This is a genomic window from Castellaniella sp. (assembly GCF_049671645.1).
Taxonomy (GTDB): Bacteria; Pseudomonadota; Gammaproteobacteria; order Burkholderiales; family Burkholderiaceae_B; genus Castellaniella.
The window spans coordinates 60,977-87,382 of sequence record NZ_JBATVG010000019.1 but is presented as its reverse complement, the minus strand read 5'-3'; the positions used below and the strand labels follow the sequence as shown (position 1 = coordinate 87,382).

Genomic DNA, 26,406 nt, shown 5'->3' with positions numbered 1-26,406 from the left:
CCAGGTACCCTCGCACCTTAAGCAGCGCAGGCTTTCCAAATGCTTTCAAAATGGTGCGGTTGCGGGATAACCCTAGGCCAAAATCCCCGATTCGCCCGGCAGCCGTCGATTTTGGACTGGTCAGACGCGGCGGTTGGTGACACACTTTCATACAAAGCAGCCTCGGTAGGAAAATCGATTGAACAGGATCCTGTCCATCGTGGTAGTGCTGGTGCTGGCAGGGCTGGGGGCCACGCTGGGGCTGGAGTCTTGGGACCGTTCGCGTCATGATGCCGCCGTCATGGCCCAGGTGCGGCAGCAGCTCGACCTGCATACCCGCCGCTTGTCGGATGATCTGTATGCGCTGCTGGCCCTGAACCACCGGCTGGCCGATACCCTGGCCGCCGTGGCGCCGGGGCAGGAAGCTCCGGCCTTTGCCGCGCTGGCCATGCGGATGGTGGGTCAAAGGGCCGATATCCGCAGCATCGTCTATGTCGACCGGCTCAAGATCACCCAGGTCTATCCCGTCGCGGGCAATGAAAACGTCATTGGCATGGATTACGGCCTGCATCCGGAATTCATGGCCAAGATCAAGCAGATGATCCAGCAGCGGGTGCCGGTCATCGATGGCAGCGCTCGCCTGGTGCAGACCGGGCGTCCGGGTTTGATCGTCCGCACGCCGCTCTTCCTGGACGGGCCTCCGGGCGGCCCGCCCCGTTACCGGGGCATGGCGGCCTTGACGGTCGATCTGGACCGGACCTTGCAGCAGGCCGGCCTGCAAGGCCCGGATGTCCTGTTCGATCTGGCCATCCGCAGCCGTCCGGCGGCGGATCAGCCCACTCATGTCCTGTATGGCGACGCCAGCCTGTTTGATCAGGCGCATGCCCAGGCGCAGATTTCCCTGCCCGACGGCAACTGGGCGCTGGCTGCGGTTCCCCAGCCGGATCTGGCTTACGATGGGGCGCGGCTCTGGCTCATCCGGGGCCTGGGCGGCGGCCTGACTCTGGTGTGTGTGCTGCTGTTCCTGTATCGCAGCCATGTGTGGCCCGCCCGGTCGCCGGGCCAGGGGCCGGCGGCGGGGCTGCTGTCGCTGCGCATGCTCTTGCTGCTGGCCACCCTGATTCCCCTGCCGTTGATCGTGGGGCTGGCCGGCTGGCTGGTCTTCACCGCTTCCATCCAGACCGTGCAGCGCATGGAGCAACAGCGGGTGGAAGAGATGGCCGGCCAGTTGCGCGGCAAGGTCGCGGCTTTTTTCGAGGTTCCCCGCGCCGCCGCCACCTTCAACGTCCGTCAACTGCAGGATGGCCTGCTGTCGCTGGATGCGCGCACGCCCTTGCTGCATAGCTTCCTGCTGCAACTGCGTCAGCAACCCTTGCTGACGTATCTGTCCGTGGGCACCGTCACCGGCGATTATCTGGCGGCCAGCCGCCCGCCCCGAGAGCCGGGGCAGAGCCTGCGGATCCTGGAAGCCGATCAGGCGGATGGCGGCGTCCTGCATCTTTTCCGGGTGGACGACGCCAATCGCCGCAGTACCCGTTTGCCGGCCGGCAACGCGCATTTCGACCCCCGCGCGCGCCCCTGGTTCAAGGCCGCCGTCGAGGCCGGCGCCCTGCACTGGTACATGGCGTATCAGTACGACATCCGGGCGCATGACGGCGGCTATGACGATATGGGCATGGGCATGGCCGTGCCTCTGTATGACGCCGGGCATCAGTTGCAGGGGGTGCTGACCGCCGATATCGCGCTGACGCAGATCAGCCGGTTCCTGGCGGCGGAAATGGACGGTCTGGGCGGACTGTCGTTCCTGATGGAGCCCGATGGCCATCTGCTGGCCAGCTCCGGGGGCGGGCAGGTCTATACCGAGCATGCCGGCCGGGCGTCCCGGATGCAGGCCGTCAACAGCCCGCAACCCATGATCCAGCAGATGGGCGCCGCCATCCGGGAATCGGGCCGGCCCTTCGGCCATCAGCGGATCGTCGCGCAGGATCAGCGCTACCAGACCTACTGGCAGTCCATCCAGCTGCCAGATGGCCCCATGCTGACCCTGGCGCTGGCCTTGCCGGAAAGCCGCTATGCGGTGCCGGTGGAGCAATCCATTCAGCGCATCGGGCTGTTGATCCTGGGATTCTGGGTGCTGGGGCTGATCGCGGCGTCGTTGGCTGCCTGGTGGCTGTCGCGGCCGCTGCAGTCTCTGATGCGTTGGGCCCGTTGCCTGGCCGAGGGCCAATGGCAGGCCCCCCCTCGGGTGCGCAGCCCGGTCCGGGAAATCGTGCTGCTGGTGCAGGCCTTGGGCAGCATGGCCGACCGCTTGCGCAGTCATCATCAGGCTCTGGAACAGCAGGTGGCCGAACGCACTCGGGCCCTGGTGCTCGTCAATCAGCAACTGACGGAACTTTCCGTCACGGATGGCCTGACCGGGGTGTCCAATCGGCGTCATTTCGACGACGTGCTGGCGCAGGAATGGCAGCGCGCCCGGCGCGGCGGTTTTCCCATCAGTCTGCTGATGATCGACGTGGACTGGTTCAAGCGCTACAACGATGCCTATGGGCATCAGGCGGGGGATGCCGTCTTGCAGCAGGTGGCGCAGGTGCTGCGCCAGACCTTCCGTCGCCCCGGCGACCTGGTGGCGCGTTACGGCGGCGAGGAATTCGCCGCCATCCTGGCGGACACGGACCGGGACGCGGCGTGTCGGCTCGCCCGTCAGGTCTGCGATCATATTGCGCAGCTGGGCTTGCCCCACGAGCATGGGCTGGATGGCCGCGTGACAGTCAGTATCGGGGTGGCCGCCCTGGAGGTCGGCGGTCAATATACCGCCGCATGGCTGATCGGCCAGGCCGACGGCGCCTTGTACCGGGCCAAGGCGGCCGGCCGCAATCGAGTGGAATGCGAGGAGTACTCCAGCCTGGCGCCGGAGCCTTGACCCTGCGTCAGGTCGTGGATGGGGCGGGGAAGACCAAGGTCACCTCGCAGCCTTGTCCTGGAGACCGGATGCTCAGCGCGCCCCGATGGCGCTGCATGATCGTGTGCACGATGGCCAGTCCCAGGCCCGCTCCGTGACTGTGTTTGCCGGCCTGGCCGCGCCGGAAACGTCGGCCGGCCTTGCCGATGTCGGCGTCCGACATGCCCGGCCCCGTATCCTGGACGCTCAGTGAGACCTGCCCGGACGTCCGCAGGATGCGCAAGGTGATGGTCCCGCCCGCCGGGGTGTATTTGATGGCGTTGTCCATCAGGTTGACCAGGGCCTCGCGCAGCAGCCATTCGATGCCCGGAACGACCGCATCCAGTTCCGCGCCCTCCAGGGCGATGGACTGCTGCTTCTGCCGGGCCAGGTTGTAGATCTGGCGGATGACATCCTGGGCCAACGGCGTCAGCGCGACGGGCTGCAGAGTATCGCTCTGTTCGTCGGCTTCGCGGGCCCGCGCCAGCGCCAGCATCTGGGCCGCGGCGCGCTGAGCCTGGACCAGGCCCTGGCGCATCGCCAGCAGGGCGGTGCGGGCCTCGGCAGGGTCGGGTTCGCGCAGCGCGTAGTCCAGCTGGGTATTCAGGACGGCCAGCGGTGTGCGCAACTGGTGCGAGGCGTCGTCCAGAAACTGGCGTTGCCGCCGGGCCTGCCGGGCGTGACGGGCGACGTGCTGGTTCACGGCGCGCACCAGAGGCTGGACTTCACGGGGCAGTTCCGGGGCCAGGATCGGGCTCAGGTCGTCGGTCTTGCGGCCTTTCAGCGTGCGGTACAGGCGCGTCAGCGGCCGCAGTCCGATCAGCACGCCCAGAAAGATCAATCCGGAGGACGCCAGCACTTCGATCACGTCGCGCGCGATGCTGCGCAGCATGATGTCGCGGATCACGCCGTCGCGGCCGCTGCGGTCCTCGCCCACCATGACGATGACCCGCCCCTGTTCCTGCCCGTACAGGGGCGGCGTCATGCGCCGGGCCATGGCGGCGATGCGGATCGGCGTGCCCAGGTAGTCGCGGTCGTAGAAAACCGGGACGTCCGACTTCAGGCGCTCTTCGGGCAGGGGCAGCGCCTGATTGCCGATATCCGCCAGGCCGTCCTCGGTCAGGATGCGGTAGTACACCGTGTTGTTGGCCGTCAGCTCGAAGAATTCCAGCATCAGGTAGGGCAGTTCCACCGCCAGGCCGCCGCTTTCCGTAGCGATGTTGTGGTCGATGGCCCGCAGGGCGCCGATCAGGGAGCGGTCATAGGCCAGGTCGATCTGATTGTGCAACTGGTGGCTGGAATACCACAGCGCGACGCTCAGCACGGCCACCTGGGCCGGGATCAGCATCCACAGCAACAGCGCCCGCAGGCTGTGCGATCGGGGCTCAGCCGGGGCCATGGTCGGCGGGTTCCAGGCAATAACCCATGCCGCGCAGGGTGACGATCTGCGCCCCGGTGTCGGTGAGTTTCTTGCGCAGTCTGTGCACCAGGACTTCGATGGCTTCCAGGTTGATGCTGGTGTCGTCCGGGCTGATGCGGTCCAGGATCTGCTGCTTGGTCACGGGCTCGCCGGCTTTTTGCATCAGTACTTTCAGGGCGGCGTATTCGCGGGGCGACAAGGCCAGCGGGGCGTCGCGGTGCAGAAACCGCTGACTGCCGATGTCCAGCACCAGATCGCCGAGCATCCAGCGGGGATGTTCGCGGCCCCGACTGCGGCGGACCAGGGCGTGCAGCCGGGCTTCGAGCTCTTCGATGGCGAACGGCTTTTGCATGAAGTCGTCGGCGCCTTCGTGCAGGGAGCCGATGCGTTCGGCCATGGCGTCGCGCGCCGTCAGCACCAGCACGGGGCAGCGGTCGTCACGACTGCGCAAGCGGCGCAGGAATTCGTGGCCGTTCATGCCCGGCAGGCCCAGATCCAGCACGATGGCGTCGAATTCCTCGACCGCCAGGCGGCGTTCGGCCAGTTCGGCGTCATCGGCCCAGTCGACCGTGAAGCCGCCGTGCCGCGCCAGACTGCGAGCCAGCCAGTTGGCCAGTTCCGATTCGTCTTCAATCAGCAGGATGCGCATGATGTCGATGATAGGTCGCGGCGGCGGCTTTGCCCAGTGTCCCGTTCGGCTCGATCCGAGCGGGACGCTAGCGGGGTTCCAGCACGTGTTTCAGCCAGGCGCCGGTGTGGCTGTCAGGGGCGGCGGCGATGGCCTCTGGCGTGCCCTGGGCGACAATCCGTCCGCCGCCCGCGCCGCCTTCGGGGCCCAGGTCCACCACCCAGTCGGCCGTCTTGATCACGTCCAGGTTGTGTTCGATCACCAGCACCGTGCTGCCGGCTTGCACCAGTTGCTGCAGCACGTCCAGCAGGACGGAGATGTCGTGAAAATGCAGGCCGGTGGTGGGTTCGTCCAGCACGTACAGTGTGCGGTCGGAGCCGCGACGCGACAGTTCCTGGGACAGTTTGATGCGCTGCGCTTCGCCGCCCGACAACGTGGTGGCGCTTTGCCCCAGGCGGATGTAGGACAGGCCCACGTCCATCAGGGTCTGCAGCTTGCGGGCCACCGTGGGCACGGCGGCGAACAGCTCCAGCGCCTGGGCCACGGTCAGGTCCAGGATGTCGCTGATGGCGTGGCCCCGATAACGGATGTCCAGGGTTTCGCGGTTGTAGCGCAGCCCCTGGCAGACCTCGCAGGGCACGTACATGTCGGGCAGGAAATGCATTTCCACCCGCACCATGCCGTCGCCCTGGCAGGCCTCGCAGCGCCCGCCCTTGACGTTGAAGGAAAACCGTCCCGCGTCATAGCCGCGCAGACGGGCCTCGGGGACGCCTGCGAACAGTTCGCGGATCGGCGTGAACAGGCCCGTGTAGGTGGCCGGATTGCTGCGCGGCGTGCGGCCGATGGGGTTCTGGTCGATGCTGATGATCTTGTCGAAATGCTCCAGGCCTTCCAGGTGGTCGAAGGGGGCGGGCGTGGTCTGGGCGCGGTGCAGGCGCTGGCTCATGGCCGCCACCAGCGTATCGTTGATCAAGGTCGATTTGCCCGAGCCCGACACCCCCGTCACACAGGTGAAGCGCCCGGCCGGGATCGACAGATCCACGCCCTGCAGATTGTGGCCGCGGCAGCCCAGCGCGCGCAGCCAGTGCAGGTCCGGGTCATCGGGCGCGACGGCGCGGCGGGGCGGGATGGCGATCCGCCGGGCGCCCGCCAGGTACTGGCCGGTCAGCGACTGCGGCTGGACGGCGATGTCCTGCGGCGTGCCCTGGGCGACCACATGGCCGCCTTGTTCGCCGGCGCCCGGCCCCATGTCCAGCACGTGATCGGCCGCGCGGATCATGTCCTCGTCGTGCTCCACCACGATCACGCTGTTGCCCAGGTCGCGCAACTGCTGCAAGGTGTCGATCAGACGCCGGTTGTCGCGCTGGTGCAGACCGATGGACGGTTCGTCCAGCACGTACATCACTCCTGTCAGGCCCGATCCGATCTGGCTGGCCAGGCGGATGCGCTGGGCCTCGCCGCCCGACAGCGTGTCGGCGCTGCGGTCCAGCGACAGGTAGCCCAGGCCGACGTTGTCCAGGAAGTCCAGGCGGGCGCGGATCTCGTGGACGATGCGCTCGGCGACCTCGCGGCGCGCGCCGCCCAGGTCGGAATCCTGGAACCACCGCCGGCAGTCGGCCAGCGACAGGGCTTCGACCTCGAAGATGGCGCGCCCGCGCCGCTGGCCGGGCCCGGAATCCGTGCCGATCAATACGTGACGGGCCTCGGTGCACAGCCGCGCCCCGTGGCATTCCGGACAGTTGGTGGTGTGCCGCAGCCGGCCCAGTTCCTCGCGCACGGCATTGGAGTGCGTTTCGCGCCAGCGCCGTTCCAGGTTCGGGATGACGCCTTCGAAGGCATGGCGCCGGATCGCCGGGATGCCGCCTTCGCCCAGGTACTGGAATGCGATTTCCTCGGCGCCCGAGCCGTGCAGGATATGGTCGCGGGTGGCGGCGTCCAGGTCCTGGAACGGCGTGTCCAGGTTGAAGCGGTAGTGTTGCGCCAGGCTGGCCATCATGGCGTAGCTGAAGGCATTGCGCCGGTCCCAGCCGTGGATGGCGCCTGCCGCCAGGCTCAGTTCGGGGAAGGCCACCACGCGATCCGGGTCAAAGGAATCCACCTGGCCCAGGCCGTTGCAGGCGGGGCAGGCGCCTACCGGGTTGTTGAAGCTGAACAGGCGCGGTTCCAGGCTGCCCATGCCCCGGGCGCAGACCGGACAGGCGTAGGCGGCGGAAAACGCCCATTCTTCCTGGGAATCCAGATCCAGCACCCCGGCGCGGCCTTGGGCCAGGTCCAGCGCGGTCTCGAAGCTTTCGGCCAGCCGCTGGCGGCTGTCGGGCCGGGCCCGCAGGCGGTCGACCACCACGTCCAGGTTCCAGCCGCCGTCGGGCTGGGGCAGAGGGGCGCTGCCGTCGATCGGGTGGATGACGCCGTCGATGCGGGCGCGCACGAACCCCAGGGCCTGCAGCCGCCGGCATTCCGCGGCCAGATCGTCCTGGCGATTGCGGGCCAGCGGGGCCAGGATGGCCAGGCGGCTGCCTTCCGGGCGGGTCAGCACCTGGTCCACCATCTGGCTGACGCTTTGCGCCCGCAGCGGCAGGTCATGGTCCGGGCAGTAGGGGGTGCCGACGCGGGCATACAGCAGGCGCAGGTAGTCGTGGATTTCCGTGATCGTGCCCACCGTCGAGCGCGGGTTGTGGCCGGCGGTCTTCTGTTCGATGGCAATGGCTGGCGACAGGCCGGTGATCACGTCCACGTCCGGCTTGTCCATCATCTGCAGGAATTGCCGGGCATAGGCCGACAGGCTTTCCACATAGCGCCGTTGGCCTTCGGCATACAGCGTGTCAAAGGCCAGCGACGATTTGCCCGACCCGGACAGACCAGTAATGACGACCAGCCGGCGGCGCGGCAGGTCGACCGAAATATTCTTCAGATTGTGCGTGCGAGCACCGCGTATGCAGATGGCGTCCATGCCGGTAGGGGAGTTCAGGTTCTTCAAAGGCCAACTTGCTACTATAACGCGCAGCCTTCTTTCATCCTCATTGCGGTATGCCCTGATTATGTCGCCTCGTTCCTCTTCCCCGGGCTTGAAACTGACCGCCCTCGAACGGCGCAGCAGCGTGGCGCTGTCCATGTTGTTCGCCGCTCGCATGCTGGGCCTGTTCCTGCTGACCCCGATTTTCGCCGTGGCGGCCCGCACCCTGGTGGGCGGCGACGATCCGGCCCGCGTGGGCTTGGCGCTGGGGGCCTATGGTCTGACGCAGGCCGTGATGCAGATCCCGCTGGGCATGGCGTCCGACCGCTATGGCCGGCGCCCCATCATCGTGTTCGGCATGCTGCTGTTCGTCGCGGGCGGCGTGATCTGCGCCCTGACCAATGACGTGGACTGGGTCACCATCGGGCGCGTGGTGCAGGGCCTGGGGGCCGTGTCGGCCGCCATCACGGCCTGGATCGCCGATGCCACCCGGCCGGAAGTCCGCACCCGCGCCATGGCGATGGTGGGCGGGTCCATCGGCATTTCCTTCGCCCTGTCGCTGGTGCTGTCCCCCGTGCTGGTGGGCGAGTTCGGCCTGTCGGGCCTGTTCTGGGCCATCAGCCTGCTGGGCTTCGTCTGCCTGCTGATCGCGATGTTCTTCGTGCCCGATGTGCCCAAGTCCGAGGCCGACATCATCCAGGCCACCCCGCGCGACGTGCTGGCTCATCGCGACCTGCTACGCCTGAATTTCGGCGTGTTCTGCCTGCATTTCATCCTGATGGCGCTGTTCATGGTGGCGCCCGGCCTGCTGGGCCGCCTGGGCGGTTTTGATTCCGCCAGCCTGTGGCAGGTGTATCTGCCGGTGATCCTGGCGTCTTTCGTGCTGATGGTGCCGGCGGTGTTCTACACCGAAACCCGCAAGGCCCATAAGCCTGCCCTGGAATGGGCCGTGCTGGGGCTGGCCATCGTGCTGGGGGCGCTGCCCTGGCTGATGGATTCCTTCGCACTGGTGGTGGCGGCCCTGATCGGGTTCTTCGTGTGTTTCAACATCCTGGAAGCCTTGCAGCCGTCCCTGGTGTCGCGGGTGGCGCCGCCCTCTTACAAGGGCCTGGCGCTGGGCTTCTACAACACCGCGCAGTCCCTGGGCGTGTTCGCCGGCGGCGTGCTGGGCGGCATCCTGGTGCGCGGCAGCGGGCCGTCCAGGGTGTTCTGGGTGTGCGCCATGATGGCCGTGGTCTGGCTGTATACGGCGCGTGGGTTCAAGGAAATCCGGTCGGGGCGCTAGCCGGCCGCCTGGAAGCCGAGGCCGCGCCGGCATCCTGATCGTGTTGTCCGCGGGCGCGATGCGTCAGCGGTACAGATGCGTCAGGGCGTGCTGGGACGGGCTGCTGCCCAGGTTCGTCATGATGTCCTGGGCGGCCTGTTTCAGCAGGTCGACGCATGCCTCGATGTGTTCCGGCGTGAAGCGGTCCTTGGGCCCGGAGAGCCCGATGGCGGCGATCACCTGTCCTGTGCCGTCGAAGATCGGCACGCCCACGCCGTGGACGCCTTCGCGCCATTCGCCGGCGTTCAAGGCATAGCCCTGGCGGCGTATCCGTTCCGTTTCGACCAGCATGGCCTCGGGGCTTGTGATGGTGTGCTCCGTGTGCGCCTGCAGATGCCGGGTGCTCCACAGGAGCGATTCGCGGTTTTTGAAGGCCAGCATGGCCTTGCCCGTTGCGACGCAATGGATGGGCGCGCGTCCTCCGATCTGGGAATAGGCCCGGATCGGGTTGGGACTGTCGACCTTGTGCACATAGACGACTTCGTCCCGGTCCTGGATGGACAGGTGCACGCTCTCGCCTGTCTGTTCCGCCAGGGATTCCATCAGGTGGGCGGCATGCAGCCGTAGATCGAGTTTTGCCAGGACGGCGGAGCCCAGCTCCCAGAGCCGGATGGATGCGGTGTAAGTGCCGCTGTCCGGATCCCGGATCACGTAGTTGCTCTCGCTCAGGGCGCCCAGCAGCCGGTGGATGTTGCTTTTGGTCAGACCGAGTGCGCGGGCGATCTCCGTCAGCGACAGCGGGGTGGTGCTGTCTGCGAGAAGCTCGATGATTTGCAGCCCCTTGATCAGGGTGTTGTTCATGGTGAGTTCCATAAAATAGAACAGTTGTATGCTATTTTAGAACGATTTTAAGCTGTGCACATGCTTTCTTACTGATCAAGGGCGTCTGATGGATGAGTTGAGTGCACAGGGTCTGCCCCTGGCTGATATCAAGGTCGTCGAGTTCTGTTCTGTCGCGGCCGGGCCGTTTTGCGGGATGCTGCTGGCCGACATGGGCGCGGATGTCGTCAAGGTCGAGGCGCCGGACGGGGATGCCCTGAGGACCTGGCCACCTCTGAATGAGGGTTATAGCGAGAACTTCGCCTCCTTGAACCGGAACAAGCGCTCGGCGGTCCTGAATCTGAAGGACGCCGATGACCTGCGCCTGGCCACGAAACTGGTCCTGGATGCGGACGTGGTGATCGAGAACAATCGGCCCGGCGTGATGAAGCGCCTCGGCCTGGATTTCTCCAATTTCAAGCAAAAGCGGCCCGATCTCGTCTATTGCTCGATTTCCGCTTATGGGCAGACCGGACCCAGGGCGGGCGAGGGCGGCTTCGATCTGACGATCCAGGCGGCGGCGGGTGTCATGAGCGTGACGGGGGACCCGCAGGGGCTGCCGGCGAAATGCGGCGTGCCGGTGTCGGACTTCGCCTCGGGCCTGTATGCCGCATTTGCGATTGCGGCCAAACTCGCCCATGTCCGCGCGGGGGGCGAGGGGGCGCACATCGATGTGCCGATGTTCGGCTGCACGTTGGGGATCGCCGCGCTGCAGACCAGCGAATATTTCGGCGCCGGCCGGGATCCGGTGCGGCTGGGGTCCGCGCATCCACGCAATGCGCCGTATCAGGCCTACCAGGCTGGCGATGGGTATTTCGCCATCGCGGCGGGGAATCACAAACTCTGGGTGGCCGTGTGCGAGGCCGTCGGGCTGCCCCATCTGCCGGAGGATCCCCGTTTTCTGACGACGACGGATCGCGCCCGCCATCAGGCCGCGCTCAAAGAGATTCTGGAATCCCGCTTTCTGGGTCAGTCGGTGGCGTACTGGATCGAGGTGTTCGATCGGGCGGGTGTGCCGCATGCGCGGATCAATACCTATTCCGCGGCGCTCGCGGATCCCCAGGTTGTGCATATGCAGTGGGTGCAGGCGCTTGATCTGCCGGGCGGCGCCCGGACGAAGACTTTTGCCTCGCCTTTGAGGCTGGACGGCCGCGGCTTGCCGATTCGTCGGCATCCTCCCGGGCTGGGAGAGCATACGGATAGCATCCGCGCGGCGCTTTCCGAAAATCTGAAGGAAGCAAGATCATGAGTCAGAAGTTGCTGGAGTTTGTCGAGGCCATCAGCCGATTGGTCGGCCGCCCGGATCTGTCGCAGACGGCAGTCCTGGCAGAGGCAAGCAGCTGGATGAGGGGCCTGGTGGCGGTGGATGATTGGCTGCCGGAGGCGATGGCCCAGCCGCATCCTCAGTTCTACCAGCAGCATTTGCTGTATGGCGATCCGCTGGACCGGTTTTCTCTGGTCAGTTTCGTCTGGGGGCCGGGGCAGGCCACGCCGGTGCACGACCATACCGTGTGGGGCGTCATCGGCATGTTGCGCGGGGCCGAGCAGGAAGTGCCATATGAAAAGGGGGCGGATGGACGTGTGCGCCAGAGCGGTCCGTCGCAGACCCTGATGCCGGGAGATGTCGCCTGCGTCACGCCGGGCAACGGGGATATCCACGCCGTCAGCAACGCGGTCGACGGTCAGGTCTCCATCAGCATCCACTTGTATGGCGGCAATATCGGCAAAATCCGGCGCAGTGTCTACGATCTGAAGGCGAATGAAGTCAAGCCGTTCATTTCGGGGTATTCGAATGCCTTGTGTCCCAACCTCTGGGCGAGAGAGGCGTAGGGCGTCATGACGGAACTTGTCCGCATTCGTGTTCAGGGCACCAGGACGTGCGTGACGCTGGACCGTCCGCACAAAGGCAACAGCCTTTCGGCCGAGATGGTGCACGCCTTGGAGGCCGTCATCAGCCGCTGCCATGAAGATGGCACCACGCTGCTCGTCCTGGATGCGCAGGGCCCCCATTTTTGCACGGGCTTCGATCTGGGCAACCTGGATGAGGCGACGGATGACGCGCTGATGGCCCGGTTCGTCCGGATCGAGCTGATGCTGCAGAAGCTCCAGAGCGCTCCGTTCATCACAGTCGCCCTGGGCCATGGCCGCATGGTGGGCGCGGGCGCGGACCTCTTTGTGGCCTGCCAGCGCAGGATTCTGGTGGCCGAGTCCAGTTTCAGGTTTCCCGGGGCGGCGTTCGGCCTGGTCCTGGGGACCGGCCGCCTGGCGCGCAGCGTGGGCGCCGCCGCTGCCTGTGACTGGGTGGGAAGCGGCCGCTGGGTTTCTCAGGCCGAAGCCCTGGAGCGCGGGCTGGCGCATACCTGCGTGGATGAGGCAGGCGCCCAGGCGTTGATCGAGCGCCTGCATGCGGAGAGTCTGCGCCTGGACGTCGAGACGCGGGGCGCGGTGTACGCCGCCGCCGGACAGAGCCTGCATCGGGATCGGGATTTGAACGCCCTGGTGCTGTCGGCTTCGCGTCCGGGTTTGTGTGAGCGGATCCGGGCCTTCCGGGCTGCCGCCCAAGAATTGAATGACAGGAGTGTGAAAGCATGAGCGGCACGGTATCTGCGGGAATCCTGGCTGAACTGATCAATCCGGGGTCGGTGGCGGTGATTGGCGCGTCGGAGGATCAGACCAAGTTCGGCGGGCGTTTGTACCGCATGCTGCTCAAGCATGGATATGGGGGCAGGATCTATCCCATCAACCCTTTCAGGGAAAGCCTGTTCGGGATCCCCGCCTTTCCTTCCGTCAAGGCTCTGCCGCAGACGCCGGACATGGTGGTGCTGGCCGTCGCGCAGGCGAAGGTCAAGGAGCAGGTGGCTGCCTGCGCCGAGCGGGGGGTGAGATGCGGGATCGTCATCACCTCGAAGTTCTCCGATGATGGCCCGCAGGGCGCGGCCCTCGAGCGCGAGATCGTCGAAATCGCCCGGGCGGGCGGCATGCGCCTGATCGGTCCGAACTGCCTGGGCCTGGTCAGCCCCGCGAATCAGTTGGTGATGTGTTCCTCGCCCGCCATGAACGTGGACCAGCTCATCGAAAGCCCGATCGGGTTCATCAGCCAGAGCGGCGCCCTGATGGCGACGCTGTTCGACCGCATGCATGCCCAGGGCGTGGGGTTCAGCCATTGCATTTCCGTGGGGAACCAGGCCGATCTGGAACTGTGCGATTTCGTCGAGATGCTGATCCATGATGCCAGGACGCGCGTCATCTGCACCTACATCGAAGGGATCAAGTCGCCGGACCGCTTCGTGGATCTGGCGCGCCAGGCCCGCGAGGCCGGGAAACCCTGGCTTGCGGTGAAGGCGGGCCGCACGGCCGCCGGGGGCAAGGCGACGTTTTCCCATACGGCCAGCATGGCGGGGGATTATGCAGCGCTCCAGGCGGTGTGCGCTCGGGAAAACGTCGTGTTGATGGAGGACCCCGCCGCCATGCTGCTGCTGGCGCATGCGATGGCCAGCAAGCCGGGCCGCGCGGTTGAGCAGGTGGCCGTGGTGACCCCTTCCGGCGGTGGCGGCGCTCTGGCGGCGGATCGGCTGTGCGAGTCGGGTATTCCCCTTGCGGAGTTCACCGCTGGCACCAGGGCGGCCTTCGACGAGTTCTATTCGGACGGCCAGGCCCTGAACCCCATCGACATGGGGGGACGCAAATACGAGGCGGGCGAGAATTCCGTCGACGTCGCGGAGCGCACCGTCCGGGTCGCGCTCACGGATGAGCGGGTGGATGCGGTGCTGGTGGCCCTGACCACCGCGCCGATGCTCGATGATGTGACCGAAGCCCTGGTCAGAGGCGGTGACGGGAGCCCGAAACCCTTGCTGTTCGTGGTCCATCCCGGGCGGGCGGCCCAGGCCTCGCGCGATTTCCTGCGCGGCAAGCGAGTGCCCTATGCCGATTCCCTGTCGGAAGCGGTGGATGCCCTGGCGGCATGGCGGCGCTGGTCCGCGTTCCAGCCGTGGACGGCGCCGGTCCGGCCGGCGGGGTGCCGGCCCGCGGAGGCGGAGCCGGGCGCCCGCAACGAGTCGGAAAGCAAGCGCCTGCTGGCGGCGGCGGGGATTCCAGTCAATGACGAGGTGATCGCGGCCGATATCGGCGAGGCGGTGCGCCGGGCGTCCGAGGTGGGTTTTCCTCTGGTGGCCAAGGTGATTTCCCCCACGATCGTGCATAAATCCGATGTGGGCGGCGTGCTCCTGGGGGTGCGGGACGCCGGGGCGCTGGAGGCCGGCCTGCAGGCCATGCGCGAGCGCATTTCCCGGACCTTGCCCCAGGCTGAAATACAGGGGTTCTCCCTGCAATCCATGGAAAGCGGCGAACTCGAACTGATTCTCGGCGCCCGTCGGGATCCGCAGTTCGGGGCGCAGGTGGTGATCGGCAGCGGCGGCGTGCTGGTGGAATTGCTGCGGGATTTTGTGGTGTTGCCCGCGCCGGCGGCGCCGGATGCCGTCGTGCGGGCCTTGCAGGCCTTGAAGGTCGCGCCCCTGCTGGGGGCCTACCGGGGGCGCGCGGCGCTGGATGTCGATGCGGTGGTGGATGCGGTGGTGCGCCTGAGCTGGCTTGCCCATGATTGGCGCGAGGCGGATTTCGAGATCGAGATCAATCCGCTCAAGGTGCGCGTGGCGGGGCAGGGGTGTGTCGCGGTGGATGCCCGCGCGCAGATTGTTTGACGATAGGACGGAAGAGGCGAATTCATGAGCGTAGTCATCACGGAACAGCATGGCCTGGTCACCTTGTTGACCATCAATCGGCCGGATAGACGCAATGCCATCTGCAGGGATACCGCGTTGGCGTTGCAGCAGGCCCTGACCGAGTTCGATGCCTCCGAGCAACGGGTGGTCGTCATTACCGGGGCGGGCAACGAGGCCTTCTCCGCAGGCGCCGACGTCAATAATCTGCCCGAACTCTGGCGCTGCATCCCCGGGGTGGGCGTGGTCACGGACAAGCCCGTCATTGCCGCGACGGCAGGCTGGGTCGTGGGCGGGGCCATGGTGATGCACATGATGTGCGATCTGGCGGTGGCGGCGGACAACACCCGTTTCTCGTACCCGGAGGGAAAGATGGGCTTTACCGGGGGCATGATCGCCGGGCTGGCGGCCCGCATCCCGCACAAGATCGCCATGGAACTCATTTTGCGCGGCAAGCCCATGAATGCGCAGCGGGCGTATGAAGTCGGGTTGGTGAACGAGATCGTGCCGGTCGGGCAGCAGGTCGATGCCGCGCTCGACATGGCCCGGGAGCTGGCCGCCATGGCGCCGCTGGTGCTGCGCACCATCAAGGGGTTCGTCCGGCGCTCCGTCCTGCCGCAAGGGCCTTCCGAACAGATGGCGGCCACCCTCGCGCAACTGGGCGTGGTGCAGGCGAGCCAGGACATCGAGGAAGGGCGCAGCGCCTTTCGCGAGAAGCGGACGCCCGATTTCAAGGGCCGGTGAGCGCCGCATGGCGCGCGCCCCGGCCGGTTGGCGCTTTTGATGGATCTGCCCAAGGGGCAGGCGGGAAGCAATATTCAGTCAGGGAAGGAGACAGGCAATGAGCAGTGAACAACGCAGAGTGTCCCAGGATATCGAGAGCCTGGTTCATCCATATACGAATCTGGATACGCACCTGCACAAGGGGCCTTTGATCATGGAGCGCGGCGAAGGCGTCTATGTGTTTGACGACCAGGGGCGCCGCTACCTGGAAGGGATGTCCGGCCTGTGGTGCGCTTCCCTGGGGTTCTCGGAACCGCGGCTGGTGGAGGCGGCGACGCGGCAGCTGTCGAAGCTGCCTTATTACCAGTTGTTCAATTCGCGATCTCATGGACCGGCCATCGATTTGTCCGAGAAATTGTTGTCGATCGCGCCCAAGTCGCTCGGGAAAGTTCTGTACGCGAACTCCGGCTCCGAGGCCAATGACGCTGCCGTGAAGCTCGTCTGGTTCTACAACAATGCCATGGGGCGGCCCGAAAAGAAGAAGATCATCTCCCGCTGGCGCGCCTACCACGGCGTGACGGTCGCCGCGGCCAGCCTGACCGGCCTGCCCGCGAATCACCAGGATTTCGACCTGCCGATCGACCGGATCCTGCATACGGATTGCCCCAGCTACTACCACGAGGCGCGGCCGGGCGAGACGGAGGCGCAGTTTACCCGGCGCATCGTGGGCAACCTGGAAGCCCTGATTCTGCGCGAGGGACCGGAAACGGTCGCCGCCTTCATCGCCGAGCCGGTCAATGGCTCGGGCGGCGTGATCGTGCCGCCGCAGGGTTACTTCGAGCAGGTGCAGGCCTTGCTGAAAAAGCACGACATTCTCTTCATCGTGGATGAGGTCATCTGCGGCTTTGGCCGGACGGGCAACATGTTCGGCAGCGACACCTTCGATCTCGAGCCCGACATCATGACGGTCGCCAAGGCCCTGTCGGCTTCATATCTGCCGATTTCAGCCACCCTTGTCAGCCAGAAGGTCTATGACAAGGTTGTCGAGCGGACCAGGGATCTGGGGGTGTTCGCGCATGGCGTGACCTATTCGGGCCATCCGGTGTGCGCCGCCGTTGCGCTGGAAACCCTGAAGATCTATGAAGAGCGGGATATCGTCGGCCATGTCCGCGCGGTGGCGCCTCATTTCCAGCATCGATTGAGGTCCCTGGCGGATCACCCGCTGGTGGGCGAAGCGCGGGGCGTCGGGCTGATCGGGGCCCTGGAGATCACGCGGGACAAGGCGTCGAAAGCCCCCTTTGATGCCCAGAACAATATCGCGGCGGTGGTTCAGAACAAGGCTGCCGATCGCGGCGTGCTGGTGCGCGGCATCCGCAATGCGGTGGCGATCAGCCCGCCGCTGATCATCACGAAGGAGCAGATCGACGAACTGTTCGACGGGATTGCGCATGGGCTCGATGAGGCGCTCGTCGTGGCGCGCCAGGCGGAGTTGGTCCAATGAGCGGGGTCGATATGGAGAAGACGCTGGCCGGTCTGTTCATCGACGGCCGCTGGCGGCCCGCGGGCGACGGATCGGTCCGGGATGTCGTCGATCCCGCCAGCGGGCGGATTACGGGCCGCGTGGCCAGAGCGACGACGCAGGATCTGGATGACGCGCTGGCGAGCGCGCAGCGCGGTTTCGAGCACTGGAAACGGATCGCAGCCCGCGATCGCGCGGATGTGCTGCGCCGGGCCGCCGTCCTGGTCCGGGAGCGCGCGCCGGAGATCGCCGCCCTGATTTCCCGCGAAATCGGCAAGCCTGTCGTCGAGGCTGAGCAGGAGGTGCGCAACTGCGCCGACGCGTTCGACTGGTGCGCCGAAGAAGGGCGTCGCGCCTACGGGCGCATGATTCCGGCCCGCCAGTCGGATGTGTCCCAGATCGTGCTGCGCGAGCCCATCGGCCCGGTGGCGGCGTTCAGTCCCTGGAATTTCCCGGCGTCGCAAGCCGCCAAGAAGCTCGGCGCGGCGATCGCCGTGGGCTGCTCGATCGTGCTCAAGGGGCCTGAAGAAGCGCCGGGCGGCAGCGCCGCGCTGGTGCAGGCCCTGGCGGATGCCGGTCTGCCCGCGGGCGTGGTGAATCTCGTGTTCGGCGATCCGCCGATGATCTCCGACCACCTGATTCCGTCCCCCGTGATCCGCAAGGTCTCGTTCACGGGGTCCGTGCCCGTGGGCAAGGCGCTGGCCCAGCTGGCGGGCCGGTACATGAAGCCCTGCACTTTGGAGCTCGGGGGCCATGCGCCGGTGCTGGTGTTCGACGACGTGGACCCCGGCGAGGTGGCGCGCTCGGTGGCGGCCGCCAAATTTCGCAATGCGGGGCAGGTCTGCATTTCGCCGACCCGGCTGTTCGTGCAGCGGGGCGTCTATGAGCGTTTCGCCGCCGAGTTCGCACGGGCCGCCGATGCGATCGTCGTGGGGCGGGGGGATCGGCCGGACGTGCAGATGGGGCCGCTGTCGAGCGGCCGTCGTGTCGATGCCTTGCAGGCGCTGGTGGATGACGCCGTCCAACGAGGGGCGACGGTGCTTGCCGGCGGCGCCCGTCTCGAAGGAGCGGGGTTTTTCTTCCGGCCCACGGTGCTGGCCGATGTCCCCGCTCAGGCGCGGATCTGGCAGGAGGAGCCCTTTGGTCCGGTGGCGGTTCTGGATGTGTTCGACACAGTCGAAGAAGCGCTGGAAAAGGCGAACAGCACGGCCTATGGCCTGGCGTCCTATGCCTTTACCCGGTCCGCGGATCGGATCGCCAGTGTGACGGCGGGCATGCAGGCCGGCATGCTGGCGATCAATCATTTTGCCTTGGGTGTGGCGGAAGCGCCTTTCGGCGGAATCAAGGACAGCGGGTATGGCCGCGAGGGGGGAGTCGAAGGGCTGGAAGCTTATACGGTGACGAAATTCGTGACGCAACGGTCGGTGGCCTAGAGCCCGATGCCGTTTAAAAACAGGAGACAGACATGAATGCAAAATATTGGAAGCGGGCGCTCGGGGCAGCCATCGCGGCAGCCGTGTTGGGAGGCGCCGGCCCCATCCAGGCCGCCACGCCGGACGACACCCTGGTCATGGCGCGCAAGATCGACGACATCAAATCCCTGGACCCCGCCGAGGTGTTCGAGTGGGGCAGCGGGGAAATCATCAACAATCTTTACGTGCGTCTCATGGCCTATGATCCGCACGACTTCAGCAAACTGGTGGGGGGCGCCGTAGAGTCGTGGAAGGTCTCCGAGGATGGCCTGACCTACGAGCTGAAAATCCGCCAGGGCCTGAAGTTCCAATCCGGCCGCGCCCTGACGGCCCGGGATGCCGAGTATTCCCTGCGGCGCGTGATCTACCTGGCCAAGACCCCGGTGTTCATTTTCCAGCAGTTGGGCTGGAACAAGGACAATGTCGCCGAGATGGTCCGGGCGGTGGATGACGGCACGCTGGTGCTGAAGGTCGGCAAGTCGTATTCCCCCTCGCTGGTCATCAGTTGCCTGTCCGCCGGGGTGGCGTCGGTGGTCGACAGCGAGGAAGTCAAAAAGCACGAACAGGACGGGGACTATGGCTACAACTGGCTCAAGACCCGCTCGGCCGGCGCCGGCGCCTATCGGCTGGTGGCCTGGAAGCCCAAGGATGCCGTCGTGATGGAATCCAATCCGGATTTCTATCTGGGCGCTCCGGCGCTCAAGCGTTTCATCGTGCGTCATATTCCCGAGCCCTCCGCCCAGCGCCTGCTCCTGCAGGCCGGGGACGTGGACATCGCCCGCGATCTGGGGCCGGATCAGATCAAGGCCTCGCGTTCGAATCAGGACCTGCGCGTCGACGTGTTCAAGAAAGTGAACACCTACTATGTCGGGCTGAACACGAAAAATGAGATTCTGGCCAATCCCAAGGTCTGGGAAGCCTTCCGCTGGCTGATCGATTATCAGGGGATGGCCGATTCGTTCCTGGATGGCTATTTCGCGGTCCACCAGTCCTTCCTGACCGGCGATATGGGCCTGGAGGAGAAGCCCTACCGCCTGGACGTGGAAAAGGCCAAGAAACTGCTGGCCGAGGCCGGCTATCCGAATGGCTTCTCCATCGATTTCCTGGTGGCCAACCCGCCGCCGTTCCCGGATATCGCCCAATCGATGCAGGCGACTTTCGCGCAGGCGGGCGTCAAGCTCAATCTCGTGCTGCGCGATCAGGCGCAGGTGCTGGCGACCTACCGGGCGCGCGGTCATGAACTGGCGTTCGCGCGCTGGTCGCCGGACTATCTGGACCCCCATTCCACCGCCGAGTTCTTCGTGCGCAATCCCGATAATTCGGATGCTTCGACGAACAAATCGGCCGCGTGGCGCAATGCCTGGGATATTCCGGAGCTGTCGGCCATGACGGAAAAGGCCATGCTCGAGCGGGATCCCGCCGCGCGCAAGCAGATCTACCAGAAGGAGCAGAAGGTCGTGCAGGAGCACTCGCCGATCATCATGATGTTCCAGCTGGTCGAAAGCACGGTTTCTCGCAAGAACACCAGCGGCTTCACCCCGGGCCCCGGGTTTGACACCGCCGTGTTCTGGAACACCCGCAAGGTGAAGTGACGTGATGCAGGCGCGGGTCGTATCACCAAGGATAGGATGGCTGAACATGACGAATTGGTTCAAATTCCGGTCGTTGCAGGCAGGGGCGAAGGCCCTGTGCCTACAGATGTCCATGTTCGCGGTCACCATTTTCGGCCTGCTCCTGGTCACTTTCATGATCGGCCGGGTCGTCCCGGTCGATCCGGTGCTGGTGATCGTGGGCGATCGGGCGACGGCGGAAGTCTATGCCCGCGTCTATGCGGAACTGGGCCTGGATCAGCCGCTTTACCATCAGTTCCTGATGTATCTGTATAAAGTCGCGCAGGGGGATTTCGGCACATCGGTCCTGACCTCGCAGAGCGTCGTGCGCGACATCGCCGCTTTTTTCCCCGCCACGATCGAATTGGCCGTGACAGGGACGCTGATCGGCGTGCTGCTGGGCGTGCCCTTGGGGATCCTGTCCGCCGTCAGGAAAAACACGCTCCTGGATCAGCTGGTGCGCCTGGTCGCCCTGGTCGGATATTCGATTCCGATCTTCTGGCTGGGCCTGGTCGGCCTGCTGGTCTTCTACGTCAAGCTGGATTGGGTGGCCGGCGTGGGCCGCATCGATGCCGTGTATGAATACATCATCGAGCGGGAAACGGGTTTTGTCCTGCTGGATGCCGTGTGGCATGGCCAGTGGGATATTGTCCGCAACTTCCTGTCCCATCTGGTGCTGCCCGGGGCGCTGCTGGGCTATATGTCCATGGCGTACATCATCCGGATGACACGGTCCTTCATGCTGGAGCAGTTGGGTCAGGAATACATCGTGACCGCCAGGGTCAAGGGCCTGAGCGAAGGCCGCATCGTCCTGCATGCGTTTCGCAACGTGCTGGCCCAGCTGATTACCGTCATCGCCTTGTCTTTCGCCTATCTGCTGGAAGGCGCCGTGCTGACGGAAACCGTGTTCGCCTGGCCCGGCCTTGGCCTGTACATCACCAATTCCCTGTTTGCCGCGGATATGAATGCGGTGTTGGCCGGGACGACCGTCATCGGCGTCTGCTTTGTCCTGCTGAATGCGGTTTCGGATGCCCTGGGCATGCTTTTCGATCCACGAACCCGGAGTGCGCGCACATGAAATCGTGGTTATTGGCGGACTCGCCCGCGTCGCGGCTGCAGGCCAATCTCGGCCAGCTCTATCTTCTGTTGCTCGCCTTTCTTCGCAGCCCCCTGGCGGTGATCGGGCTGTGCATCGTGCTCGCCCTGTTGCTGTGCGCGGCGTTCGCTCCCTGGCTGGCGACCCAGGACCCCTACCAGCAGGCGCTGGCGCAGCGCCTGCTGCCGCCCAGCGCGGAGCACTGGTTCGGCACCGATCACCTGGGCCGCGATATCTGGAGCAGGGTGATCTACGGTTCGCGCATGACGCTGCTGATCATCGTGATGGTGGCCGCCATCGTGGGACCCCTGGGACTGGCCATCGGGATTGTGGCCGGCTATGTCGGCGGGTGGCTCGATCGCGTGCTGATGCGCATCACGGACATCTTCCTGGCATTTCCCCGGCTTGTGCTGGCGCTGGCGTTCACGGCGGTGCTGCAGCCCAGCGTCGAGAGCGCCATCATCGCCATCGCGGTCACCTCCTGGCCCGCCTATGCGCGTCTGGCGCGGGCCGAGACGCTGATGTATCGCGGCACGGACTTCATCCAGGCCATCGAGCTGCAGGGGGCTTCGCCGTTGAGGGTCCTGGTGGGGCACATCACGCCGTTGTGCCTGTCCTCGGTCATCGTGCGCCTGACGCTGGACATGGCGGGGGTGATCCTGATCGCGGCCGGTCTCGGGTTCCTGGGCCTTGGAGCGCCGCCCCCGCAGGCGGAATGGGGGGCCATGATCGCCGATGGACGGAACTACCTGATCGACAGTTGGTGGGTGGCGACGATTCCCGGGCTGGCCATCTGTGTCGTCAGCCTAGGGTTCAATATTCTGGGGGACGGCATGCGCGACGTGCTCGACCCCAAGGCGAGGTGATTCCGCATGCAAAAGCCTTTATTGTCATTGCGCAACCTGAACGTCACATTCGAAGGGCCGCGAGGGCCTGTCCATGCCATCCGCGATGTCAGCTGGTCGATGGGGACCGAGAAGATCGGCATCGTGGGCGAGTCCGGCTCGGGCAAGACGATCTCTTCCAGGGCTGTCCTGGGACTGTTGCGTCCGCCGGCCCGGGTGACGGCCGATCAGATGGAGTTCGATGGCGTCGACCTGCGCACGCTCACCGGCGCGCAATGGCGCGAGGTGCGGGGGCGCCGGATCTCGATGGTGATGCAGGACCCGCGCTATTCGCTGAATCCGGTCATGACGGTGGGCGCGCAGATCATGGAAGCCTACCGGACGCACCATCGGGCCAGCCGGCAGGATGCGCGCGCCCGCAGCTTCGAGATGCTCGAGGCGGTGCGCATCAAGGACCCCGAGCGGGTATTCAAGGCATATCCGCACGAGATCAGCGGCGGCATGGGGCAGCGCGTCATGATTGCCATGATGCTGATCCCGGAGCCCAGGCTCCTGATCGCCGATGAGCCCACATCGGCCCTGGACGTGACCGTGCAGAACAAGATCCTGGAAGTGATCGACGACATGGTGTCCCGACACAATATGGGCCTGATCTTCATCAGCCACGATCTTGACCTCGTGTCGACGTTCTGCGACCGGATCCTGATCATGTATCGGGGGCGCGTCGTGGAGGAGTGCCGCGCCGATCAGCTGCATGCCGCGCAGCATCCATACACGCGGGGCCTGCTGGCCTGCGCGCCCAGGCTGGGGGAACAGAGAGAGCGCCTGGCGGTGCTGGACAGGCAGGAGGCATGGGAACAATGAACGGCAGCGACACGATGATCGACGTAGCGGGCCTCAATGTGCGCTACAAGGAATTCCACGCCCTGCAGGATGTGTCCTTCCGGGTCGGACGCGGTGAGAGCTTCGGCCTGGTCGGGGAATCCGGCTCCGGTAAATCGACGGTGCTGCGGGCGATCATGGGGCTTGCCGCCAGCGATGCCGCGCGCATGGAAATCGGCGGGGTTGCGGTCGGCCATTCCCGGAATACGTCCTTTTGCCGCCGGGTGCAGATGGTGTTCCAGGACCCTTATGGTTCCATCCATCCGCGGCATCCCGTGGATCGCATTCTGTCCGAGCCCCTGAGCATCCATAAAATTCCCGATGCGGAAGCCCGCATCCTGCAGTCCCTGAAGGACGTCGGCCTCGGCCCGGGTTTCCGGTTCCGCTTTCCCCATCAGCTCTCGGGAGGACAGCGCCAGCGCGTGGCGATCGCCCGGGCGCTGATCACGGAACCCGAGGTCCTGCTGCTCGACGAGCCCACGTCGGCGCTGGATGTCTCGGTGCAATCGGAAATCCTGAATCTGCTCGACGGTCTGCGCCGTGAACGCGGCCTCAGCTACGTCATGGTGAGCCACAATCTGGCTGTCGTGGCGCATATGTGTTCGCGGCTGGCCGTCATGAACCATGGACGGATCGTCGAGGAAATGACCCGGGATGATCTGAACCAGGGGAAGGCTGCCGAGGCTTACACCCGTGAACTGATCGCCGCCAGCAAGGGATACCGGCCTGCGGGGGTGTCGGCATGCGCGCCAGCCTGACCGCGCGTCTGATCGAGCGCAGCCTCGGGTTCGGCGCCGATGAGCTGCCGCGGGACGTGGCGGTGATCGCCACGCATTGCCTGCTGGACTGGATGGGGATGGCCCTGGCCGGCAGCCGGGAGCCCGACGCCGGACGGCTGATGGCGGAACTGGTCTCCGAAGGCTCGCCGGCGAGCGTCACCGTCTGGGGGCGGGGCGTGCGCCTGGGCCTGTCGCAGGCGGTGCTGGCCAATGGCATGGCGGCGCATCTGCTGGATTTCGATGATACCCACCTGGCGTCCCGGGTCCATCCGTCGGCCCCTTTGTGGCCGGCGATCCTGGCGGTCTGCGAGACCGAGCGCCTGCCGGGCGGCGAGGCGCTCGCCGCTTTCGCGGCCGGAGTCGAGATGCAGACGCGCCTGGCCGCCTACATGGGCGAAAGCCACTACCGCCTGGGTTGGCACAACACGGCCACGCTGGGGTGTTTTGGCGCCGTGGCGGCCGTGGGCCGGCTGTATGGATTGAAGGCGGAGACACTGTCTCGAGCGCTCACGATTGCGGCCACCCAGTCGGGCGGATTGCGCATGGTGTTCGGCACGGCGTGCAAGGCCTATCAGGTGGCCCGTTCGGCGGTGGTCGGACTTCAGGCCGTGAGGCTGGCGCGCAGCGGGATGGACGCCCCCGTGGATGTGTTCGACCGGCCCGACGGGTTTGCGGGGCTCTACGCTCGCGAACGGTTTCCGGATGCCCCGCAGGTGTCCGGAGCGCACTGGCATGCGCGCGACATCGTCTTCAAATATCACGAATCGTGCTATGGCACGCAAGCGCCGGTCGAAGCAGCCCTGCTGTTGCGGGCGCGGTGCGTTCCCGGGGATATCGAATCGGTGCATATCGACATCGAACCCCAATATCTGTCGGTCTGCGACGTCCTTGAGCCGGCCACGGCGCTGCAAGCCAAGTTCAGTGTCCGGCACATGGTGGCGCTGGCGCTTTCCGGCGGGGCGACCGCAGGGGCTGCCGGGTTTTCATCCGCTGCGCGCGCCGATCCCCGCATCCGCGACTTGTGCCGGAAAACCGAGGTCCGGGGCGATGCGTCCCTGGGCCGTGCTCAGGCGCGGGTGACCCTCAAGACCCGGGCCGGCAGCCATGAGGCGGCTGCGGACGCCAGTCGCCCGGAGCGCGACCTGGAGCGGCAGTGGCGGCGGTTGTGCGAGAAGTCGTCCCGGGTCCTGGGCGCCGACTATCCGGCACATGTCCTGGGGGCGTGGCAGGCCTCCCTGGCGGGACTTGGGGAGCAGGACGATTTCGGAGCGTGGGCCGGACACGCAGCATCGCTACTGGGCGCCTCGTCGGAGGCGGCCGTGAATCCAAGAGGAGAGAGCAGGAATGGCGGCATATGTAATGGATAGTGTTTTGTTCCGTGACCAGTTCGGCACACCGGAGATGCGCGAGATCTTCAGCGATGAATCCGTCGTGCAGCGCTGGCTGGATGTCGAGGCGGCGCTGGCCCGGGTCCAGGGGCGGCTGGGCGTCATTCCGGCCTGGGCGGCCGAGGAGATCGAATCCAAGGCCCGGGTCGAACTGATCGACCTGGAGGAGCTCAAGCGGGAAATGGACCGGACGGCGCATCCGATCGTGCCCTTGCTGCGCTTGATGAAGCGCGTTTGCGAAAAGGATGCCGGTGAATACATCCACTGGGGCGCGACCACCCAGGACATCGTGGACACCGGCACGGTCCTGCAGGTGCGCGATGCGCTGGATGAAATCGAGCGCTCCCTGCGCGAACTGCATGCCAGGATCAAGACGTTGTGCGTTCGTTACCGCGATCAGGTGATGGTGGGCCGCAGCCATGGGCAGCAGGCGCTGCCGATCACGTTCGGCTTCAAGGCGGCCGTCTGGGCCGACGAGATCCGTCGCCACCTGGGCCGCCTGGCGCAAATGCGAAAACGCGTGCTGGTCGGGCAGTTCTCCGGCGCGGTGGGGTCTTTGGCCGCCCTGGGTGAACAGGGGCTGGCTGTCCAGCGGGCGCTCTTCGCGGAGCTCGGTCTGGAAACCCCGGAGATCAGCTGGCATGTGTCGCGGGATGGCATCGCCGAACTCGTGTGCGTCCTGGCGATCTGCGCGGCGACCGCCGGCAAGATTGCGCATGAGATCTATTGCCTGCAGAAGACGGAGGTGGCCGAGCTGGAAGAGCCGTTCGCGATGGGGAAGGTCGGCAGCAGCACCATGCCGCACAAGCGCAACCCGCCCGCGTGCGAGACCATCGTTGCGGTGGCCCGCCTGGTGCGCCATAGCGTTCCCGCGGCGCTCGAGGCCGTCATGGCCGAACATGAGCGCGACAAGATGGTGCTGCAGACCGAGCGCGAGTTCATTCCCCGGGTATGCGCGATGACGCATCTCGTGCTGCGCAAGCTGGGCGCCGTGCTGGACGGCCTGAGCGTGCGCACGGGCAACATGGAAAAGAATCTCTTTCTGCAGAACGGCCTGCTGATGTCCGAGGCTGTCATGATGCGCTTGAGCGACGCGCTGGGCCGCCAGGAGGCGCATGAGATCGTGTACCGGATCTGCATGGATGTTTTCGAGCGCGGCGGGTCCCTGAAGCAGGCTCTCATGGAGGACCCCGTCGTCGCCGGCCGGCTGGACGAGGACGATATCGATGCCATGCTGGACCCGCGCGTCTATACGGGCCTGTGCGGCCACTTCGTGGATCAGGTGGTGGCCCAGCCCCTGCCTTGAGCGCGTGCCG

The 26,406-nt window shown here is 65.9% G+C and carries 20 protein-coding genes; 16 read left to right on the top strand and 4 right to left on the bottom strand.

Annotation, left to right across the window (positions count from 1 at the left end; translation table 11 throughout):
- Window positions 1–178 precede the first annotated feature (178 nt).
- Window positions 179–2,899 (top strand): diguanylate cyclase, encoded by a 2,721-nt coding sequence (locus WBG56_RS08930; RefSeq protein ID WP_424267399.1) that lies wholly within the window; start codon window positions 179–181, stop codon window positions 2,897–2,899.
- 7 nt (window positions 2,900–2,906) lie between these two features.
- Here the strand turns inward: WBG56_RS08930 and WBG56_RS08925 are convergent, their stop codons facing one another.
- The 3 genes from WBG56_RS08925 to uvrA form a co-directional block, all read right to left on the bottom strand.
- Window positions 2,907–4,316: a sensor histidine kinase gene (locus WBG56_RS08925; protein ID WP_424267397.1), complete on the bottom strand. Its 1,410-nt coding sequence runs from the start codon at window positions 4,314–4,316 to the stop codon at window positions 2,907–2,909.
- A complete protein-coding gene (locus WBG56_RS08920; protein WP_424267395.1) occupies window positions 4,303–4,986 on the bottom strand; it encodes a response regulator in 684 nt (227 codons plus the stop codon). The genes WBG56_RS08925 and WBG56_RS08920 overlap by 14 nt, the downstream gene beginning before the upstream one ends.
- 67 nt (window positions 4,987–5,053) lie before the next feature.
- Entirely contained in the window at window positions 5,054–7,915 is a 2,862-nt protein-coding gene (gene uvrA, locus WBG56_RS08915) for an excinuclease ABC subunit UvrA (protein WP_424267848.1), read from the bottom strand.
- Window positions 7,916–8,003: 88 nt separating this feature from the next.
- On the opposite strand from uvrA, the gene WBG56_RS08910 reads away from it, so the two are divergent.
- Window positions 8,004–9,203: an MFS transporter gene (locus tag WBG56_RS08910; protein ID WP_424267393.1), complete on the top strand. Its 1,200-nt coding sequence runs from the start codon at window positions 8,004–8,006 to the stop codon at window positions 9,201–9,203.
- A 63-nt stretch (window positions 9,204–9,266) separates the two neighbouring features.
- Here the strand turns inward: WBG56_RS08910 and WBG56_RS08905 are convergent, their stop codons facing one another.
- Window positions 9,267–10,043: an IclR family transcriptional regulator gene (locus tag WBG56_RS08905; RefSeq protein ID WP_424267391.1), complete on the bottom strand. Its 777-nt coding sequence runs from the start codon at window positions 10,041–10,043 to the stop codon at window positions 9,267–9,269.
- 88 nt (window positions 10,044–10,131) lie between these two features.
- Here WBG56_RS08905 and WBG56_RS08900 point away from each other — a divergent pair, with 88 nt between their 5' ends.
- The 14 genes from WBG56_RS08900 (at window position 10,132) to purB (ending at window position 26,396) form a co-directional block, all read left to right on the top strand.
- Complete coding sequence (locus WBG56_RS08900; RefSeq protein WP_424267389.1) at window positions 10,132–11,310, top strand: CaiB/BaiF CoA transferase family protein; 1,179 nt, start codon at window positions 10,132–10,134, stop codon at window positions 11,308–11,310.
- Window positions 11,307–11,891 (top strand): cysteine dioxygenase, encoded by a 585-nt coding sequence (locus tag WBG56_RS08895; protein WP_424267387.1) that lies wholly within the window; start codon window positions 11,307–11,309, stop codon window positions 11,889–11,891. The genes WBG56_RS08900 and WBG56_RS08895 overlap by 4 nt, the downstream gene beginning before the upstream one ends.
- A 6-nt stretch (window positions 11,892–11,897) precedes the next feature.
- Complete coding sequence (locus tag WBG56_RS08890; RefSeq protein WP_424267385.1) at window positions 11,898–12,653, top strand: enoyl-CoA hydratase/isomerase family protein; 756 nt, start codon at window positions 11,898–11,900, stop codon at window positions 12,651–12,653.
- Complete coding sequence (locus WBG56_RS08885; RefSeq protein WP_424267383.1) at window positions 12,650–14,758, top strand: acetate--CoA ligase family protein; 2,109 nt, start codon at window positions 12,650–12,652, stop codon at window positions 14,756–14,758. Before WBG56_RS08890 ends, WBG56_RS08885 begins: the two co-directional genes overlap by 4 nt.
- A 24-nt stretch (window positions 14,759–14,782) precedes the next feature.
- Window positions 14,783–15,520, top strand: a complete 738-nt coding sequence (locus WBG56_RS08880; RefSeq protein WP_424267381.1) for an enoyl-CoA hydratase/isomerase family protein — start codon at window positions 14,783–14,785, stop codon at window positions 15,518–15,520.
- A gap of 97 nt (window positions 15,521–15,617) precedes the next feature.
- Window positions 15,618–17,000 carry an aspartate aminotransferase family protein gene (locus tag WBG56_RS08875; protein ID WP_424267379.1) on the top strand — a complete coding sequence of 461 codons (1,383 nt, stop codon included), beginning with the start codon at window positions 15,618–15,620 and terminating at the stop codon, window positions 16,998–17,000.
- A complete protein-coding gene (locus WBG56_RS08870) occupies window positions 16,997–18,451 on the top strand; it encodes an NAD-dependent succinate-semialdehyde dehydrogenase (RefSeq protein ID WP_424267377.1) in 1,455 nt (484 codons plus the stop codon). The genes WBG56_RS08875 and WBG56_RS08870 overlap by 4 nt, the downstream gene beginning before the upstream one ends.
- Before the next feature lie 32 nt (window positions 18,452–18,483).
- Window positions 18,484–20,082, top strand: a complete 1,599-nt coding sequence (locus WBG56_RS08865) for an ABC transporter substrate-binding protein (RefSeq protein WP_424267375.1) — start codon at window positions 18,484–18,486, stop codon at window positions 20,080–20,082.
- A 46-nt stretch (window positions 20,083–20,128) separates the two neighbouring features.
- A complete protein-coding gene (locus tag WBG56_RS08860) occupies window positions 20,129–21,178 on the top strand; it encodes an ABC transporter permease (protein WP_424267373.1) in 1,050 nt (349 codons plus the stop codon).
- On the top strand, window positions 21,175–22,062 hold the full coding sequence (locus WBG56_RS08855) for an ABC transporter permease (protein WP_424267371.1): 888 nt from the start codon (window positions 21,175–21,177) through the stop codon (window positions 22,060–22,062). Before WBG56_RS08860 ends, WBG56_RS08855 begins: the two co-directional genes overlap by 4 nt.
- Before the next feature lie 6 nt (window positions 22,063–22,068).
- On the top strand, window positions 22,069–22,905 hold the full coding sequence (locus tag WBG56_RS08850; RefSeq protein ID WP_424267369.1) for an ABC transporter ATP-binding protein: 837 nt from the start codon (window positions 22,069–22,071) through the stop codon (window positions 22,903–22,905).
- Window positions 22,906–22,919: 14 nt separating this feature from the next.
- Entirely contained in the window at window positions 22,920–23,681 is a 762-nt protein-coding gene (locus tag WBG56_RS08845; RefSeq protein WP_424267846.1) for an ABC transporter ATP-binding protein, read from the top strand.
- Window positions 23,666–25,069 carry an MmgE/PrpD family protein gene (locus WBG56_RS08840; RefSeq protein ID WP_424267367.1) on the top strand — a complete coding sequence of 468 codons (1,404 nt, stop codon included), beginning with the start codon at window positions 23,666–23,668 and terminating at the stop codon, window positions 25,067–25,069. The genes WBG56_RS08845 and WBG56_RS08840 overlap by 16 nt, the downstream gene beginning before the upstream one ends.
- Complete coding sequence (gene purB / locus WBG56_RS08835; RefSeq protein WP_424267365.1) at window positions 25,062–26,396, top strand: adenylosuccinate lyase; 1,335 nt, start codon at window positions 25,062–25,064, stop codon at window positions 26,394–26,396. The genes WBG56_RS08840 and purB overlap by 8 nt, the downstream gene beginning before the upstream one ends.
- Window positions 26,397–26,406 lie beyond the last annotated feature (10 nt).